The sequence below is a fragment of the Ancylobacter terrae genome, assembly GCF_045108345.1.
GTDB lineage: Bacteria > Pseudomonadota > Alphaproteobacteria > Rhizobiales > Xanthobacteraceae > Ancylobacter.
Genome location: NZ_JBJGXH010000003.1, coordinates 134,807 through 151,923, shown reverse-complemented (window position 1 = coordinate 151,923; position 17,117 = coordinate 134,807). Strand labels below are relative to the sequence as shown.

General features: G+C 69.4%; 15 protein-coding genes. 7 read left to right on the top strand and 8 right to left on the bottom strand.

What is annotated here, in order from left to right; genetic code table 11:
• The first annotated feature begins 36 nt into the window (after nucleotides 1-36).
• Nucleotides 37-1,074 carry an ABC transporter substrate-binding protein gene (locus ACEUEL_RS17220; protein WP_405707817.1) on the top strand — a complete coding sequence of 346 codons (1,038 nt, stop codon included), beginning with the start codon at nucleotides 37-39 and terminating at the stop codon, nucleotides 1,072-1,074.
• Nucleotides 1,075-1,157: 83 nt separating this feature from the next.
• Here ACEUEL_RS17220 and ACEUEL_RS17215 read toward each other — a convergent pair whose 3' ends face one another.
• From ACEUEL_RS17215 to ACEUEL_RS17205, 3 genes are read right to left on the bottom strand one after another with little or no spacing between them, the layout of a single operon-like run.
• Complete coding sequence (locus ACEUEL_RS17215) at nucleotides 1,158-1,940, bottom strand: SDR family NAD(P)-dependent oxidoreductase (protein WP_405707815.1); 783 nt, start codon at nucleotides 1,938-1,940, stop codon at nucleotides 1,158-1,160.
• The gene (locus tag ACEUEL_RS17210) at nucleotides 1,937-3,703 is read right to left on the bottom strand and encodes a hydantoinase B/oxoprolinase family protein (RefSeq protein ID WP_405707813.1); all 1,767 of its coding nucleotides are present in this window, start codon (nucleotides 3,701-3,703) and stop codon (nucleotides 1,937-1,939) included. The genes ACEUEL_RS17215 and ACEUEL_RS17210 overlap by 4 nt, the downstream gene beginning before the upstream one ends.
• Entirely contained in the window at nucleotides 3,700-5,787 is a 2,088-nt protein-coding gene (locus ACEUEL_RS17205; RefSeq protein WP_405707811.1) for a hydantoinase/oxoprolinase family protein, read from the bottom strand. The genes ACEUEL_RS17210 and ACEUEL_RS17205 overlap by 4 nt, the downstream gene beginning before the upstream one ends.
• Nucleotides 5,788-5,937: 150 nt before the next feature.
• Here ACEUEL_RS17205 and ACEUEL_RS17200 point away from each other — a divergent pair, with 150 nt between their 5' ends.
• From ACEUEL_RS17200 to ACEUEL_RS17190, 3 genes are read left to right on the top strand one after another with little or no spacing between them, the layout of a single operon-like run.
• The gene (locus tag ACEUEL_RS17200) at nucleotides 5,938-6,630 is read left to right on the top strand and encodes a GntR family transcriptional regulator (RefSeq protein ID WP_405707809.1); all 693 of its coding nucleotides are present in this window, start codon (nucleotides 5,938-5,940) and stop codon (nucleotides 6,628-6,630) included.
• 28 nt (nucleotides 6,631-6,658) lie between these two features.
• On the top strand, nucleotides 6,659-8,236 hold the full coding sequence (locus tag ACEUEL_RS17195) for a UxaA family hydrolase (protein WP_405707807.1): 1,578 nt from the start codon (nucleotides 6,659-6,661) through the stop codon (nucleotides 8,234-8,236).
• A gap of 22 nt (nucleotides 8,237-8,258) precedes the next feature.
• Nucleotides 8,259-8,459 (top strand): tautomerase family protein, encoded by a 201-nt coding sequence (locus ACEUEL_RS17190; RefSeq protein WP_405707806.1) that lies wholly within the window; start codon nucleotides 8,259-8,261, stop codon nucleotides 8,457-8,459.
• Between the two features lie 15 nt (nucleotides 8,460-8,474).
• On the opposite strand, the gene ACEUEL_RS17185 is transcribed toward ACEUEL_RS17190, so the two are convergent.
• From ACEUEL_RS17185 to dctP, 5 genes are all read right to left on the bottom strand, one after another.
• Nucleotides 8,475-9,494, bottom strand: coding sequence for a hypothetical protein (locus ACEUEL_RS17185; RefSeq protein WP_405707804.1), 1,020 nt, complete (start codon nucleotides 9,492-9,494; stop codon nucleotides 8,475-8,477).
• A gap of 115 nt (nucleotides 9,495-9,609) precedes the next feature.
• Entirely contained in the window at nucleotides 9,610-11,079 is a 1,470-nt protein-coding gene (gene aldA, locus ACEUEL_RS17180) for an aldehyde dehydrogenase (protein ID WP_405707802.1), read from the bottom strand.
• Nucleotides 11,080-11,102: 23 nt separating this feature from the next.
• Complete coding sequence (locus tag ACEUEL_RS17175) at nucleotides 11,103-12,413, bottom strand: TRAP transporter large permease (RefSeq protein WP_405707800.1); 1,311 nt, start codon at nucleotides 12,411-12,413, stop codon at nucleotides 11,103-11,105.
• 15 nt (nucleotides 12,414-12,428) lie between these two features.
• Entirely contained in the window at nucleotides 12,429-12,953 is a 525-nt protein-coding gene (locus ACEUEL_RS17170) for a TRAP transporter small permease (RefSeq protein WP_405707798.1), read from the bottom strand.
• Nucleotides 12,953-13,975: a TRAP transporter substrate-binding protein DctP gene (gene dctP / locus ACEUEL_RS17165; protein ID WP_405707796.1), complete on the bottom strand. Its 1,023-nt coding sequence runs from the start codon at nucleotides 13,973-13,975 to the stop codon at nucleotides 12,953-12,955. The genes ACEUEL_RS17170 and dctP overlap by 1 nt, the downstream gene beginning before the upstream one ends.
• Before the next feature lie 155 nt (nucleotides 13,976-14,130).
• Between dctP and ACEUEL_RS17160 the strand changes: the two genes are divergently transcribed.
• The 3 genes from ACEUEL_RS17160 (at nucleotide 14,131) to ACEUEL_RS17150 (ending at nucleotide 16,984) form a co-directional block, all read left to right on the top strand.
• Nucleotides 14,131-15,174, top strand: coding sequence for a dihydrodipicolinate synthase family protein (locus ACEUEL_RS17160; RefSeq protein WP_405707794.1), 1,044 nt, complete (start codon nucleotides 14,131-14,133; stop codon nucleotides 15,172-15,174).
• A gap of 36 nt (nucleotides 15,175-15,210) precedes the next feature.
• Complete coding sequence (locus ACEUEL_RS17155) at nucleotides 15,211-16,113, top strand: dihydrodipicolinate synthase family protein (RefSeq protein ID WP_405707792.1); 903 nt, start codon at nucleotides 15,211-15,213, stop codon at nucleotides 16,111-16,113.
• Nucleotides 16,114-16,186: 73 nt separating this feature from the next.
• A complete protein-coding gene (locus ACEUEL_RS17150) occupies nucleotides 16,187-16,984 on the top strand; it encodes an aldolase (protein ID WP_405707790.1) in 798 nt (265 codons plus the stop codon).
• Nucleotides 16,985-17,117: the final 133 nt, after the last annotated feature.

Here is a 17,117-nt window from a genome sequence, read left to right as displayed (position 1 = left end):
AAGAGGATCGGAACGATCCACAACGGGAGGAAGACGATGCTGCTGCCCAATCTCGCGGCGAAGCCCGCCGCGGCCCCCATGCTGGCCGCCCTGGTCGGCGTGGTTCTCGCCTTATCGCCCGCCCATGCCCAATCGGGGGTCGACGAGGCGAAGGCCAAGCAGGAGGGGACCGTGACCTGGTACACCTCCACCCCGATCGCGATCGCCCAGAAGACCGCCGACCTCTTCACCCAGAAGACCGGCATCAAGGTCGATCTCTTCCGCTCCGGCGGCTCGCAGATCATGCGCCGCTTCCAGCAGGAATCGGATGCCGGCCGCGTCGCCGCGGACGTGCTCACCGCCTCCGACCAGGCCGAAATCACCGCGCTCGCCAACAAGGGTGCCTTCGTTCCCTTCAAGCCCGAGCATTTCGACAAGGTGCCGGCGATCGCCAAGGACCCGAACGGTGCCTATACCGCCCAGCGCCTCAATATGGTGACGATCTACTACCGCACCGACAAGGTCGCCCCTGAGGACGTGCCGAAGACGCTGAAGGACCTGACCGATCCGAAGTACAAGGACAAGCTGGTCATGGCCGATCCGTCCTTCTCGGCCATGCAGGTCGCGGTGACGGGCACCATCGCCCAGAAGCTCGGCTGGGATTATTATCAGGCGCTGGCCAAAAACGGCGCCATGGTGGTGCAGGGCGGCCAGCAGGTCTCGGACATGGTGAAGCGCGGCGAGCGGGTCATCGCCGTCGCCGCCTCGAACTCCTACGCCGCCGATGCCAAGCTCACCGGCTTCCCGATCGAGGCGGTCTACCCGGCCGACGGCACCTTCCTCGTCCCGGCCCCGACCGCCATCGTCAAGGGCGGGCCCCATCCCGAGGCGGCCAAGCTGTTCATGAACTTCCTGCTGAGCGACGAGGCGCAGCAGATGTTCCCGGCGACCGGCGGCTACTCGGCCCGCGAGGACATCGCCGCGCCGGCGGGCAGCCCCACCATCGAAAGCCTCACCATCACGCCGATCGATCTCGACTACATCGACAAGGAAGGTCCTGCCATCAAGCGGCAGTTCACCAAGATCTTCCAGTAAACTACCCTTAATGCACATCGCCCCCGGCGCGTTCAGCGCCGGGGGCGATGTCGTTTCCGGGTGTGGCCGCACGCGTCGGCTCGTCAATCCCGTGCCGGCGGCTGCGCGGCGTGGGCGGTATAGGCGGAGGTGGCGAGCCAGCCGCAATCCACCGGCAGCGTCGCGCCGGTGATGGCGGAAGCCGCCGCCGAGGTGAGGAACAGGATCACGGCCCCCACTTCGGCGGGTTCGACGAAGCGCCGCAGCGCCGACTTGGCAATCACCGCGTTCGGGTCGCGCTCGCCGCGCTCGATCCGGTTCTTCATGGCCGGCGTCAATGTGTAGCCGGGCGCCACGGCGTTGACGCGCACGCCGTGCGGTCCGAACTCCGCCGCCATCAGCTCGGTCATCATCTTCAGTCCGGCCTTGCCGATCGCATAGGCCGGCTGGGCGGAGGGGCGGAAGCTGGTGAGCGAGCACAGATTGACGATGGCGCCGCTCTTCGCCGCGCACATGCGCCGCCCGAAGGCGCGGTTCGCCAGCAGCGTGCCGCGGACATTGACGGTGTGGATGCGATCGAACTCGGCGATGCTCATGTCGACCGAGCGCACGGCGTTCTGGAGCAGGCCGGCCGAGTTGACCAGCGCGTCGACCCGGCCATATCGGTCATAGACCGCCGCCGCGAACGCCTCGACAGCCTCTTCCCGGGCGACGTCGAGCGGCATGAAGCTGATCCGCCCGCCCGGCGCGAGTTCGGCGGCGATTGCCTCGCCCCGCTCCGTGTCTATGTCCGCCAGCACCACATGCCAGCCGGCCGCCACATAAGCGCGCGCGGCCGCTTCGCCGATCCCGCTCGCCCCGCCGGTCACCACCGCCACGCCTGTCATGACCTCGTCCCCTGTTGCTGCCGCCGTTGCTGCCGTCGGCCTGCGCTGGCCTCGGCGTCGATCACCCCGTCGCGCAGCACGATGCCATAGGCGGCCTCGGCCGCCGCGGGGCTCACCTTGCCGTCGGCAATGTCGCGCGCGATAGCCTCGATCGCGCGTTCCAGCGGGTCGCCATAGCCCCCGCCGCCCGCCTGGTCGTGGCGGATCAGCGTGCCGGCGTGGATGTCCCGGGTCACCTTGGCCGGCAGCGGCCGCTCGTCGTCGCCGTCGGCGATGAAATTGCGCGAAGGCGCGCCCGGCCGGCCGCCGAACAGGCCATAGGGCGGATGGTCGTGGCGGTCGGCGCGCAGCTGCAGCACCGCTTCGCCCGCCAGCAGCCGGTAGGAACGCGTGAGGCCGAGCCCGCCTCGATATTCACCCGGCCCACCGGAATCAGGCCGGAAGCCATAGGCCTCGACCCGCAACGGATAGCGTTGCTCCAGCGTCTCGACCGGCAGGTTCGACATGTTCTGGGAGGGGTTGGTGATGCCCTCGATGCCGTCGGCGTCGTGGCGCCCGCCCCAGGCGCCGTTGATCATGTCGACCAGAACGAAGGGCGCGCGGGTCTCCTTGTCGTAGCCGCCGATGGCGACCACCGTGTTGCCGCCCTCTCCCGCTGCCATCATCTTCGTTGGCGCGATCTGGGCGAGCGCGCCCATCACCGTATCCACCACCCGGTAGCCGGTCAGCGCGCGCGCCGCGACCGGCGCCGGCGGCAGGGGATTGAGGATCGAACCCTCCGGCGCGGTGACGGTGATGCAGCGATAGACGCCGGCATTGTTCGGCACGTCGTGGTCGAGCGCGCAGCGCACGGTCAGATAGGTGGCGGACTTGGTGAAGGAGAAGGTGGCGTTGATCGCCCCACGCGTCTGCGGCGCCGAGCCGGTGAAGTCGACATGGAGATGGTCTCCCGCCACCGTGAGGGCGCAGACGATCGGCAGCGGCTCCGTCGAGAAGCCGTCGCCGTCGATATAATCGGTGAAGCGGTAGGTGCCGTCCGGCCAGCCGGCGATGGCCTTGCGCGTCAGCGCCTCGCCATAATCCATCAGCCGGTCGAAATAGGCGTCCAGCACCGCCCCGCCATGGCGCGCGTGCAGCCGCAGCAGCTCGCGCTCGCCGATGTTGCAGGTGGCATATTGGGCGTCGAGATCGCCGATGACGAGGTCGGGCAGGCGCACATTGGCGCGGATGAGCGCGAGCAGCGTCGCGTTGGGGACGCCGCGTTCATAGAGCTTCATCGGCGGGATGCGCAGGCCTTCCTGATAGATCTCCGTCGAGTCGCTCGCATTGGAACCGGGAACGCGCCCGCCGACATCGCAGTGGTGGGCGATCACCACCGAATAGCCGAACAGCGCGCCGTCGGCGAAGATCGGCTTGAACATGAAGATATCCGGCAGGTGCATCCCGCCCTGGTAAGGGTCGTTCAGGATCACCACGTCGCCGGGCGCGAGGTCATCCGCGAAGCGGGCGCGGATCACTTCCATCGCGTCCGGCACTGCGCCGAGATGCAGCGCCACCGTCTTCGCCTGGGAGAGGATGCGACCGTGGCGGTCGCAGAGCGTGGCGGAATAGTCGAGCACATCCCGCACGATGGGCGAGCGCGCCGTGCGCATCACCGCATAGGCCATGTCGTCGACGATGGTGTCGAGACCGCTCTTGAGCACGGCGAAGGTGATGGGATCGTCGGCCGCGACGGGGGAGGGAGTGGATGCCGGAGGGGTCATCGGCGTGGCTCCTCATGCGTCGCGAGAATGGTGCCGGCGGGGCCGGCGGCGGCGGTGAAGCCGGGCGGCACGATAAGGGTGCTGTCGGCGCTCTCTAGCACCAGCGGCCCGGCGCGCTCGCCGGTGAAGGCGCTGCGCGGCAGCACCGGCACGTCGATCCACCCCCGTGCCCGGCCGAAATAGGCGCGCCGCGCCGTCTCCTGCGCGGCCGCGCTGGCAGGCGGCGCGAGGCGCGTGGTGCGGAAATCGAAGGCGGCCCGCAGCGGTGCCTGCGCGACAAGACGAATGGCGACCGTCTCGATGCGGTCTTGCGCGACATAGCCGTAGAGCGTGCGGTAGGCGGCGCGGAAATCGTCGGCGAGTTCCGCAGGGCCCGCGCCCGGCGTGAAGGGCACCGGGATCGCCGCCTCCTGCCCCTCGAAGCGCAGATCGAGCGCGAAGCGGTGGACGAGGTCGTCCACCGGATAGGCGTCGGCAGCGAAGGCCGCGCGCGCCTCTTGCCCCATCGCCGCGCTCGTGGCCTTCAGCGCGGCGGCATCGAGCGCGGAGAGCGAGCCGGCAAAGGGGCGCAGGAAATGGTGTTCGAGGCTTCCCGCCAGCATGCCGGCCGCCGTGAAGACGCCCGGCGCCGGGGGAAACAGCACGCGGCGCATGCCCAGCATGGCGGCGAGGTCGCAGGCATGCGCCGGTCCCGACCCGCCGAAGGCGACCAGCGTGAAGTCGCGCGGATCGACGCCGCGCTCGACCGTCACCGCGCGGATCGCGCGGGCCATGTTGGTGTTCGCCACCTCGCGGATGCCCCAGGCGGCATCCTCGACGCCGAGCCCGAGCGGCACCCCGAGATCGCGCGTCAAAGCTGCGCGGCTCGCGGCGACGTCGAGGGTCAGCGCACCGCCGCCGAGCGCCGGCGGTAAGAGGCCGAGCGCGAGATTGGCATCGGTGACGGTGGCGTGCACGCCACCCTGCCGGTAGCAGGCGGGACCGGGGAAGGCGCCGGCCGAACGCGGACCGACGCAGAGCAGCCCTCCGCCGTCGATTGTCGCGATCGAGCCCGCGCCGCTGCCGACTTCGGCGACGTCGACGGTCGGCACCCGCATCATGTAACCGCCGGCCTTGATCAGCCGGCTCGGCGTCGAGATGCCGTCGCGGAACTCGTATTCATGCGTCCGGCTCACGTCACCGGCCTGCACCAGCGTCGCCGAGGCGGTGGTGCCGCCCATGTCGAAGGCGATGAGATCGGGCATGTCGATCGCGTCGCCGAGCCGCGCCGCCCCGACCGCCCCGGAGGCGCGGCCGGAGGAGACGAAGAACACCGGCTTCTCCCGCGCCATGGCGGCGGTGGAGAGCCCCCCGTTGGAATTGCCGATCAGCAGCGGCGCGGCGATGCCGAGCTCGCGCAGCGCCGTCTCCAGCCGCGCGATGTACCCGCGCAGGACGGGAAGGACATAGGCGTTCACCGCCGTGGTCGAGCTGCGCTCGTACTCGCCCATGGACGGCAGCACCGCCACCGAGGCGGTGACGGCGAGGTCAGGGAACGCCGCACGCAGAACCGCTGCCGCCCGCTCCTCGTGGGTGGGGTTCAGATAGGAGTTGAGGAAGCAGACCGCGACCGATTCGACGCCCGCCGCGACCAGCTCCGCGCCCGCCTGCCGCACGTCCTCCTCGGCAAGCGGGGTCACGATTTCCCCGCGCGCGCCGATCCGCTCGGTCACCTCCAGCCGCCAGCGGCGCGGCACCAGCGGCTCGGGCTTGCGCCAAGCGAGGTCGAACATCCCCGGCGTGCGCACCCGGCCGATCTCCAGCACGTCGCGGAAGCCGCGCGTGGTGATGAGCCCGCAGCGGGCGCCGACCTTCTGCAGCAGCGTGTTGGAGCCGACCGTCGTGCCATGGACGACCTCGGCGACGTCGGCTGCCGCGACGCCCGCCGCGTCGAGAATGGCGGCGATTCCGGTCACCACCGCCCGTTCCGGCGACTCGGGAGTGGAGGATGTCTTCAGAAACGCGGTGCGCCCGTCCGCACCGATCAGGACCAGATCGGTGAAGGTTCCGCCGATGTCGACGCCGATCCGGACACTGGTGCCCATGTTATCCTCATGGCTGATTGTCAGCATTCCTGCACGGCGCGCCGACGAGCGCAAGCGTGATTCTTGATTGTCAGCAATTTTCGTTGCGTTACCGAACGCCCCGGATTATTTCACGAAGGACCGTTCCACCATGGGAACGCGAGGCGATTCATGGCGAAGCTCACCAGCTTGAAGTCCGAGAAGAGGCTGCTCGACCGCCGCGCGGCGGACGAGATTCGCGCGCATATCCTCGAGGGTGTGCTGCCGGCCGGCGCGCGCCTGCTGGAGACCCAGCTCTCGGCGGAACTGGAGGTCAGCCGGGGCACGGTGCGCTCGGCCCTTGCCCAGCTTGCGAGCGAAGGGCTGGTGCAGCAGGTTGCCTTCACCCGCTGGGAAGTCTCCGGCGCCTCGGTGTCCGACGCCTGGGAGATCTACACGCTGCGCGGCGCGCTCGAAGGGCTCGGCGCCCGTCTCGCCGCCTCCAACGTCACGCCCGCCGACGGCGCACGCCTGCGCGGCATCGTTGCCGACCTCCTGCGCGCCATCCGCGAGGAGCGCTTCCAGGACGCGACCGACATCGACTTCGACCTGCACGCCGCGGTCATCGCGCTGGCCCATCACCAGAGGCTCGCCGAGCAGCACCGCTTCATCATGCAGCAGGTACGCTTCCACATGGTCCAGTCCGGCTTCCTGCCCAAGGATTATGAGGAACTGATCGCCGAGCACGCCGCCCTCGTCGAGGCGCTGATCGACGGCGATGCCGCCACCGCCGAGCGCCTCGCCTGCAGCCATAACGACGCCGAGGTGAAGCTGCTCACCCAGCTTCTGCACCAGAGCGAGGCGAGCGAGGTCGGCGCCGGCTGAGGCGCCCGCCGGTCGAGGAAACCCTGCCATGCCTCCCGAGTCCCTGCCTGCTGCTTCGGTGCCTGCCGCCGCCGACCTCTCGCTTCCTGCCGCGATCCTGCGCCTTCATCCCGCCGACGAGGTGGGCGTGGCGTTGCGTGCTCTCGCCCCTGGCGAGGCGCTCGATCCGGTGCCAGGCCGCGCGGGCGAGCCCATCCCCTTCGGCCACAAGGTGGCGCTGGTGCCTCTCGCGGCCGGCGCCGTCGTGCACCGGCTCGGCCAGCCCATCGGCGTCGCCACCCGCGATATCCCCGCTGGCGGGCATGTCCATGTCCACAATCTCGGCTTCGAGACCTCGATGGCGACGCGCACCATCGGCACGCGGCTGAGCAATGCGCCGCGCCGGCCGCAGCTCGAGGTGCCGACCTTCCAGGGTTTCCGCCGTCCCGACGGGCGGGTCGGGACCCGCAACTATGTCGGCATCCTCACTTCCGTGAACTGCTCGGCGCTGGTCGCCCGGCTGATCGCCGACCATTTCCGCGATCCCGCCCGCCTCGCGCCCTATCCCGGCGTCGACGGCGTGGTCGCGCTCACCCACAAATCGGGCTGCTCCATCGCCGAGGGTGGGCGTTCCATGGGCATGCTGCGCCGGGCGCTCGGCGGCTATGCCCGCCATCCCAACTTCGCCGGCGTGCTGCTGGTGGGTCTCGGCTGCGAGGACAACCAGATCGAGGCGCTGATGCGCGACGAGGCTCTCGTCGCCGGCCCGATGCTGCGCACTCTCGTCATGCAGGACGAGGGCGGCACCCGCGCCAGTGTCGCCAGGGGCATGGGCATGGTCGAGGAGATGCTCGTGGCCGCCGCCACCGCACGGCGCGAGCCGATCCCGGCGAGCGAGCTGGTGGTCGGCCTGCAATGCGGCGGTTCGGACAGCTTCTCCGGCATCTCGGCCAACCCGGCGCTCGGCGCTGCGGTGGACCGTCTCGTCGCCTGCGGGGGCACCGCCATCCTCTCCGAGACCCCGGAAATCTATGGCGCCGAGAATCTCCTGCTCGAACGCGCGGCCGACCGCGCCACCGGCGAGCGCCTGATCGGCCTGCTGGACTGGTGGGAAGAGCACACCCGAGACGAGCCGCAGGGCCTCGACAACAACCCCTCCCCCGGCAACAAGGCCGGCGGTCTGACGACCATATTGGAGAAGTCGCTCGGCGCGGTCGCCAAGGGCGGCACCACCAATCTCGTCGAGGTGGTGGGCTATGCCGCCCCGGTCACGCGGCGCGGCCTCGTCTTCATGGATTCGCCGGGCTTCGACCCGATCTCCGCAACCGGCCAGGTGGCGGGCGGCGCCAATCTCGTCGCCTTCACCACCGGGCGCGGCTCCTGCTTCGGCTGCCGCCCCGCCCCCTCGATCAAGCTCGCCACCAACACCGCCATGTACCGCCGGATGGCCGACGACATGGACATCAATTGCGGCGCCATCCTCGACGGCACCGCCTCGATCGACGAGATGGGCGAGGCGATCTTCGCCCTCATGCTCGCCACGGCCTCGGGGGCGGCGACACGCAGCGAGGAACTCGGCTATGGAGAGGACGAGTTCGCGCCGTGGCACGTGAACGCGTGGCTGTAGAAGTGCAAGGAGTCGAGGACCGATGCCGATCATCCGTGTCGAACTGCTGGAAGGGCGCAGCCGCGCCCAGAAGAAGGAATTCGCCGAAGTCGTGACCCGCGAGGCCTCCCGCATCCTCGGCTGCGCGCCGGACGTGGTGGACGTGGTGTTCGTCTCCATCTCCCCGGATGATTGGGCGAGCGCCGGGCGGCTCGTCAGCGAGCCCGACGACCCGCAGGGCTGACGACGCGGGGCGCCCTCAGCCGCGCCCGAGCGCCGCGCGTAGCGGCGCCCCGAGAATCACCACCTCGCCGTCGAAACCGGCGAGGGCCGCTGCGATCACCGCCAGATCGAGATCGGCGCTGTGCTCGCGGGCATAGCCGTCGACCGCATCGGTGTCGCCCGGGTAGCGCCCGCCGGGGTGGCGGTAGAGATCGATCCCGGCGATCACCAGCCGGGCGGGCTTCAGTGCGGCAGCCACCGCCACCATCAGCGCGCCATTGGTCGGAATGCGCGGGAGCGACAGCTCCGCCACCGGCGGCTCGAAGCGGTCGAGGAAGCCGTAGCCTGCCCGCGGCGGGCGCAGCCGCAGCGCGTGGCGGGTGAGGATGGGCAGCCCCGTCGCCGCCGTCGGGAACAGGATCACCGGCGCCCGCCCGGGTTCCGGCAGGTCGGGATCGACGGTGAAGACGACGTCCGGCGCGGTCAGCACGCCCCGCGCGCGCCAGATCCAGTTCACCCGGAACAGCGCCGCGTCGCTGGCCAGCGCCGCAAGATCGGGATGTTCGGACGAGGGACCGTTGCCGAGGCAGACGATGGCACCGGGCTCGCCGAGCCGCCGCCCGAGCGCCGCCACCGAGTCGAGCGGCGGTCCCGCGAGGCGGCGCAGCATCCTCTCCCGGAGCGTCCCGGCCGCGGCGGGCGGCGCGGAGGCCAGCAGCTGCGCCACCGTTCTGGTCGGATCGGCGTCCGGCGCTGCCACTGCGAGCACGCCGAGCCGCGCGCGCCAGGCGGGAGCCTGCGGCTCGCGGGGCAGCGCCAGCACGATCTCGTGCGGATAGCGCCGGCGCACCATCGCAAGCTCGGTGCGGGGCACGGCGATGACGAGGCGGATGTCGGGCCGCTCCCGCAGCGCCGCGTCCCAGACCGGGTAGAGCCGCGCCACCATCTCGCCCGGGCCGGCGAGAAGCAGGCTCGGCCGGCGCGGCGGCAGGCCGGGAGCAAAGCGGGCGAGGGCGTCGCGGGCGGACAGGCCCGGCCGCGGCGGCGGCAATGTCAAGGTCAACTCCGATCGATGCGGCGCCGCCCCTCGAGCCGCTGACGCCTGTGCCTCCGGCACAGGTGCAACCCTGTGTCGGAGGCACTCGCCCTGGCGGCGGGTGGGCACAAGCCGCTCAGGCGAAGTTCACATAGATCGTCTTCTTCTGGAAATAGGCGTCGAGACCATACTTGCCGTCCTCGCCGCCGATGCCGCTGTCGCGGATTCCGGCGTGATGGGCGTGAACGGCATCGCCGCCTGGCCGGTTCACATAGATCTCGCCGAAGCGGAGTTCGCGGACCAGCCGCATCATCCGCCGCAAGTCCTTGGTGAAGACATAGGCCGAGAGGCCGTAGCGGCTTTCATTGGCGAGGCGCAGCCCCTCGTCGAAATCGCCGACGCTCATCACCGGCACGACCGGCCCGAACACCTCGTCCTGCATGATCGCCATCTGGTTGTCGGTGACGCTCAGGATGGTCGGCTCGTACCAGTGCCCGCGCGCGAACTCGCCCTCGGTGAGCCGCCGGCCGCCGGTGAGCACCTGCGCCCCGGCGGCGCGGGCGGCCTCCACCATGCGCTCGACCTTGGCGAGCTCGGGCCCGGAGAATTTCGGCCCCACATCCACCAGCGTGGTCGGGTCGCCCACCTTCAGCGCCTTCACCGCGCGAGTGAACTTGTCGAGGAACTCGTCGGCGATGCGGTGATGCAGATACATGCGCTCGTTGCAGATGCAGATCTGGCCGCAGTTCTCGAAGCGCGAGAGCACCGCCGCCCGCACCGCCGCGCCGATGTCGGCATCCTCGGCGACAACGAAGGGCGCCTTGCCGCCCAGTTCCAGCCGCAGCAGCTTCAGGTCGTCGGCCGCGGCGCGGAAGATCTCCTTGCCCGCCCGCACGCTGCCCGTCAGCGTGATCAGCCGCGGGATGGGATGGCGCACCAGCGCCGCGCCCACGCCCTCGCCGGTGCCGCTGATCACGTTGATGACGCCGGGCGGGAAATCGAGCTGCGCCGAGAGCTGCGCGATCTCCAGCGCCGAAAGCGGCGTGCCCTCGTGGGACTTGATGACGATGGTGTTGCCGGCCAGCAGCGCGGGACCCATCTTCCGGCACATCAGCGCCGCCGGGTAGTTCCAGGCGGTGAGCCCGACGACGACGCCGTGGGCGACCTTCTGGATCCAGACCTGCTCGTCTGGCACGTCGGAGGGGATGATGTCGCCGGTGATGCGGCGCGCCTCCTCGGCGGCATAGGTGAGGTAGAGCGCGGCGCCCTCGATCTCGCCGCGCGCCTCCTGGATCGGCTTGCCCTGCTCGGCGACGACGATGCGGGCGAGCCGCTCGCGGTTCTCCAGGATGAGCCGGGCAAGGTCGCGCAGCAATTGCCCGCGGCTCTGCGGCGGCAGCGCCTCCCAGGCCGGTTGCGCGGCGCGGGCGGCGACCAGCGCGCGGTCGGCATCGTCCTCGCTGCCCCTCGGCACCGAGGCGATGACGGCGCCGGTCGCCGGGTTTTCGACGTCGATCCATTCCTTGAGGGTAGATTCCACCCACTGCCCACCGATGTAGTGGCGGTAGCGGTCGACGCCCTTCACGAGCTCTTTCATGGCCGGCATGGCTTTTCCTGTTGTTTCACGTCTCAGCCGGCGGCGCGCACCAGCGGCTGGTAGCCCATCTTCTCCGGCAGCCACAGCGTGATCTCCGGCACGTAGACGAGCACGAAGAGCAGTGCGATCAGCACGATGAGGAAGATCCACAGCTCCTTGGTGATGTCGGCGACCTTGATGCCGGACACGCCGGCGATCAGGAAGACGAGCTCGCCCATCGGCGGCGTCACCAGGCCGATCATCATGTTGACCACCGAGGTCACCCCGAAATGCACGGGGTCGATGCCGAGATGGATCACGGTCGGCATCAGGATCGGCACGATGATCAACAGCATCAGCAGCGTGTCGAGGAAGGCGCCGAGGATCAGGAACAGGATGTTCACCGCCAGCAGGAACATGACCGGGGTCATGTCGAGCGCGGTCATCCAGTTGCCCATCCGCTCGGGGATCTGCTCGGCCGCGACGATCCAGTTCATCACCAGCGCCCCGGCGATGGTGATGGCGACGACGCCGGTGGCGCGCGAGCTCTCCACCAGCACGCCGTGCAGGCCCGCAAAGCCGAGCGAACGGTACCAGAAGAAGGCGAGCACGAGCGCAAACAGCGCGCACACCGCCGCCGCCTCGGTGGGCGTCACCGCGCCGGAATAGATGCCGCCCAGCATGATGGCGGGGATCATCAGCGCCGGCAGCGCGTCGAAGGTGGCGGTCACCGCCTGCCTGACGCTCGGCGGCGGCTCGATCGGGAAATCGCGGCGGCGGGCGAGATAGACTACCACCGCCGACTGGGCACCGGCCAGCAGCAGGCCGGGGATGACGCCACCGAGGAAGAGGTAGCCGATCGAGGTATTGGTGACGACGCCGTACAGCACCATCGGGATCGAGGGCGGGATGATCGGCCCGACGATCGCCGATGTGGTGGACAGCGCGGCGGAGAAGCCCGGCGAGTAGCCGGCCTTCACCATCATGTCGACCTCGAGCTTGCCCGGCCCGGCGGCGTCGGCGAGCGCGCTGCCGCTCATGCCCGAGAAGATCACGCTGGCGACGATGTTCACATGGGCGAGGCCGCCCTTGAAGCGCCCGACCATCAGGTTGGCGAACTGGAACAGCCGGTCGGTGATGTGCGAGGCGTTCATGATCTCGGCGGAGAAGATGAACAGCGGCACCGACATCAGCACGAAGCTGGAATAGAGCCCGTTCAGGCTCTGCGAGGCGACGAGGCCAATGTCCTGCCCGGTCATGAACAGGTAGACGATGGCAGCCGCGAGCATGGCGTGGCCGATCGGCATGCCGAGGAACGACCAGACGAAGAACAGGCCGAACATCACATAGGCGGCAAGGCTCACGGGGGTGCGTCCTGATCAGAGATGCTCGCGCCAGTTGCGCCCGAGCAGCCGCGCGATGCGCACGACGGCGTTGACGACCACGGCGACCATGAAGATGACGAAGCAGCCATAGACGATGTCCATGCGCACCCGCAGCAGCATCGAGCTGCGCCGGGCGAGGAACATCACGTAGTCGACCGTGCCGGGGATGGCGGCCAGGAAGACCAGCCCCATCGTGCCGGTGAGGCCCACGGCCAGCACCCGCCGCGCCTGCGGCGGGAACGCGTTGTAGAGCAGGTCGAACACGATCTGCTTGCGCTCGGAGACGAGGATGTCGCAGCTCCAGAACACCACCCACACATAGGCGATGGAGCAGATCTCCAGCGACCACGAGACCGGCATGTCGAAGACATACCGGCTGATGATCTGGATCATGAAGCCGAGGAACATGAGGGCGAACAGGCCCGCCGCCACATGCTCCGCGAAGCGCTTCCAGCGCCGGATCCAGATCGACCCCGTGGTCACCGTGCCTCCGTCGTCGCCCTCGACGACGGCGCTCATCACGCCGCCTCGATCTTCTGCAGCAGCCCCTTCGGCCAGTTCTTGGCGAAATCGGAATCGGCGAAGGCGGCGAGCACCTGCTTGCGGAACACCGGCACCTCCGGCGTCGTCACCTTCACGCCCTTGCTCTCGAGGAAGGCGGCGGCCTCCTTCTCGGTCGAGATGACGCCCGCGTCGTTGAAGGCCTTGGCGGCGGCCTCGGCCTTCTCGATGGCCGCCTTCTGCTTGGCGTCGAGCCCGTTCCAGAACTTGGCGGACATGGTGAAGAAGGTGTTCGCCACCATGTGGCCGGTGAGCACGACCTGCTTCGAGACCTCGTAGAATTTGTTGGAGATGATATCGGGCAGCGGGTTCTCGAGGCCGTCGATGGTGCCGGTCTGCAGAGCGAGGTAGATTTCCTCGAAGGCGAGCGGCGTCGGGTTGGCGCCGAGCGCCTTGCCGAGGAACTGCCACGAGGCGGAGCCGGGCATGCGCAGCTTCACGCCGGCGAGGTCCTTGGGAACCTTCACGTCCTTGGGCTGGCGCAGCACGACATGGCGGGTGCCGAGATACTGGCTGCGCAGGATCTCGATATCCATGTCCTTGGCGACCCGCGCCTTGTACTCCTTGCCGATCGGCCCGTCATAGACCGCGTCGAGGTGCTTGGGATCGCGGATCAGGTAGCCGGTCGTGAAGATCGAGAACTCCGGGATCTGCTCGGCGACATCCTGCGGCGAGATCATGCCGACCTCGAGATTGCCGCGCTGCATCGCCTCGATCTCGGTGCCCTGCCCGAACAGGGTGCCGTTGAAATGGATCTGCACGTCGAAGACGCCGGGCGCTTCCTTGTCCAGCGCTTCCTTGAACTTCACCAGCGCCTTGGACTGCCATTCGGCGTCGGAGCCCGGCGTCGAGATGCGGATCACCTTGCCGGCAGCATGGCCGAGGCGGGAGATGAAGGGTGTCGCCAGGACGCCGGCGGCGCCCGCGAGGAAATGACGCCGGGCGAGGGGCCGGCAGAGGACGGGCGGCAGGCTGGTCATGGATATTCCCCTGTGTTGCTTCTTCGGCCGCGGTCGAACGCCGCATCTTGAAGCGGATGCTTCCACCGAGCGGGGAAGTCGTCAAGCTGAATGTTGACAATGTGCAATCAATCATCATTCTTGACCTGCCCGACCCGGGCGGCGTGAACGATGTGATGTCCGTGACCCCGAGCTCCTCCAGCGCTTCCACCGCCGAGCGGCGTCCGCCGCCGGGCCGCAGCCCGCTTCCCGCCGACCAGTGCCTCATGGTGGCCGCAGCGACCCCTCTCACGCCCGATCTCACGCCCGACATCGATCGCCTGGCCGCCCATTGCGCCTGGCTGGTCGCGCAGGGCTGCGACGGCATCACCCTGTTCGGCACCACCGGCGAGGGTACCGAATTCGCCGCGGACGACCGCCGTCGCGGACTCGAAGGCCTGCTCGCGGCGGGCGTCGAGCCGGGCCGCGTCATGGTGTCGGTCAATGCGATGGCAATTCCCGACATCGTCGATCTCGCCCGTCACGCGGTCGACCAGGGGGTGGACAGCGTGCTGCTGATGCCGCCCTGCGTCTATCGCTCCGGCATCGGCGAAGAGGGCACCTGGCGCTTCTACGCCACCGTCATCGAGCGTATCGCCCGGCCGGGGCTGCGGCTGTGCCTCTACCATTTCCCCGACATCTGCGGCGTGCCGCTGACGGCGCGCGTCATCCGTCGTCTCGACGAGGCCTTTCCGGGCGTGATCTATGGCGTGAAGGACAGCGGTGGCGACCTCGATTACACCGAGGCGCTGGTGCGACGCTTCTCGCACCTGTCGATCTTCACCGGCTCCGAGATCCACATGCCGCAGGCGTTGGCGGTGGGCGCGCGCGGCACCATCTGCGGGCTCGGCAACGTCATGCCGCGGCTGATGCGGGCGATGTTCGACGCGCCGACGGCCTTCGACCGGCGGGCGCTGGTTCCCGCCATCACCGCCGGCGATTTCGTGCTGTCGCGGCAGGCCTTCGTCGCCTCGATCAAGGCGGCGCTGGCGGAAGCGACCGGCTGGCCGGGCTGGCGACGCGTGCTGCCGCCCATGGCCGAGGTGCCGATGCCCGAGCGCGGCTGGATGCTGCGCGATCTCGCGCGCTGGGAGGCCGACCTGCCGGCGTCGCAGCGCAGCCTCGCCCCGGCGCAGACGGAAGCGGCCGCGGGCAATATCGTGCAGATACGCCGCGCCTGACCCTCACCCAGATCCCTTTCAACCGAGCCGATTGCCATGACCCGCTGGACCGGAGTTTTCCCCGCCGTCACTACCAAGCTGAAGGAGGACGAGAGCCTCGACCTCGCCGCGACGCAGGCGAGCCTCGACCGGCTCATCGCCAGCGGCGTGTCAGGGGTCATCGTGCTGCCGATGCTGGGCGAGAACGCCTCGCTCACCGCCGCCGAGCGCGAGGCGGTGATCCGCGCGGCGAAGGAGGCGGTCGCCGGGCGCGTGCCGCTGCTGTCGGGCCTCGCCCATGTCGGCACCGCCGATGCGCTGGCCGCCGCCCGCCACTACGAGAAGCTGGGCGCGGAAGGGCTGATGGCCTTCCCCTCCATCGCCTACAAGACCGATCCGCGCGAGACGGCGGCGTGGTACCGGGCGCTCGGCACCGGCTGCGGCCTGCCGATCATGATCTACAACAACCCCATCGCCTATGGCGTCGACGTGACGCCGGCGATCCTCAACGACCTCGCCGACGTGCCGTCCATCGTCTGCGTCAAGGAGGAGACCGGCGACATCCGCCGCGTCACCGACATCTACAATGAATGCGGCGACCGCTTCTCGGTGTTCTGCGGCGTCGACGACCTGCTGCTGGAGAGCGTCGCGCTCGGCGTCACCGGCTGGGTGTCGGGCATGACCAACGCCTTCGCCACCGAATGCGTGAAGCTGTTCGAGCTGTGCCGCGACGGCCGCTTTGACGAAGCGCGCCCGCTCTACCGCCTGCTGACCCCCGCCTTCCACCTCGACACGGACGTCAAGCTGGTCCAGTACATCAAGCTTGCCGAGAAGGTGGTCTATGGTGCGCCGGAATGGGTGCGTGCGCCGCGCCTGCCGCTGATCGGCGCCGAACGCGCGCGCGTGCTCGGTATTCTGGAGGCGACCGTCGCGGCGCTGGCGCAGGCCCGCGCCGCCTAGGCCGCTCCCGCCCCGCCCGAACGCCGCCGGCGGAACGAGCCGCCGGCCCCGCCTTGTCCGGAGACCCCTTGCAATGGCCCACGAGCTGAACCGTCCCGCCATCCATGCCGCGAATGGCGACGCCAACCAGCCGGAGCTGGAGACCGAGGCGATCTGGGAGGCACGGCGGGACCTCGCCGCATGTTTCCGCATGGCGGCCCGCTACGGCTTCGAAGAAGGCATCTGCAACCATTTCTCGGCGGTGGTGCCGGGCTATGACGACCTGTTCATCGTCAATCCCTATGGCTGGGCCTTCCGGGAGCTCACCGCCTCCCGCCTGCTGATCTGCGACTTCCACGGCCAGGTGGTCTCGGGCAGCGGCCAGCCGGAGGCGACGGCGTTCTTCATCCACGCCCGCGTGCACAAGAACGTGCCGCGCGCCCGCGCCGCCTTCCACACCCATATGCCCTATGCCACCGCGCTCTCGATGACCGAGGGCGATCCGCTCATCTTCGCCGGCCAGACCGCGCTGAAGTTCTACGGGCGCACCACGGTCGACCGCGACTATAACGGCCTGGCGCTGGACGAGCGCGAGGGCGACCGCATCGCCGCCTCGGTCGGCGACGCCGACATCGTCTTCATGAAGCACCACGGCGTGATGGTGCTCGGCCCGACCATCGCCGAGGCGTGGGACGACCTTTATTACCTCGAGCGCGCCTGCGAGGTGCAGACGCTCGCGCTCTCGACCGGGCGCGAGGTCAAGCCGGTGAAGCCGGAGATCGCCGAGGCCGCCTATCGCCAGATGCGCGAGGGCGATGCCGATTCGGCCCGGCTGCACCTGCAGTCGATCCGCCGCCAGCTCGATCTCGAGGAACCCGTCTACCGTATGTGAGGGCGGTCCGGCCGGGTTCCGTCGCCCGGTCCGGCGGATTCAAGGGGCCTGCGCCGTCTCTTTTCGGGGCGCCGGCCCGACCGCGCTACCATCCACCGGTAACGCCGGAGGGGAGCGCTTCCGCGCTATGTCG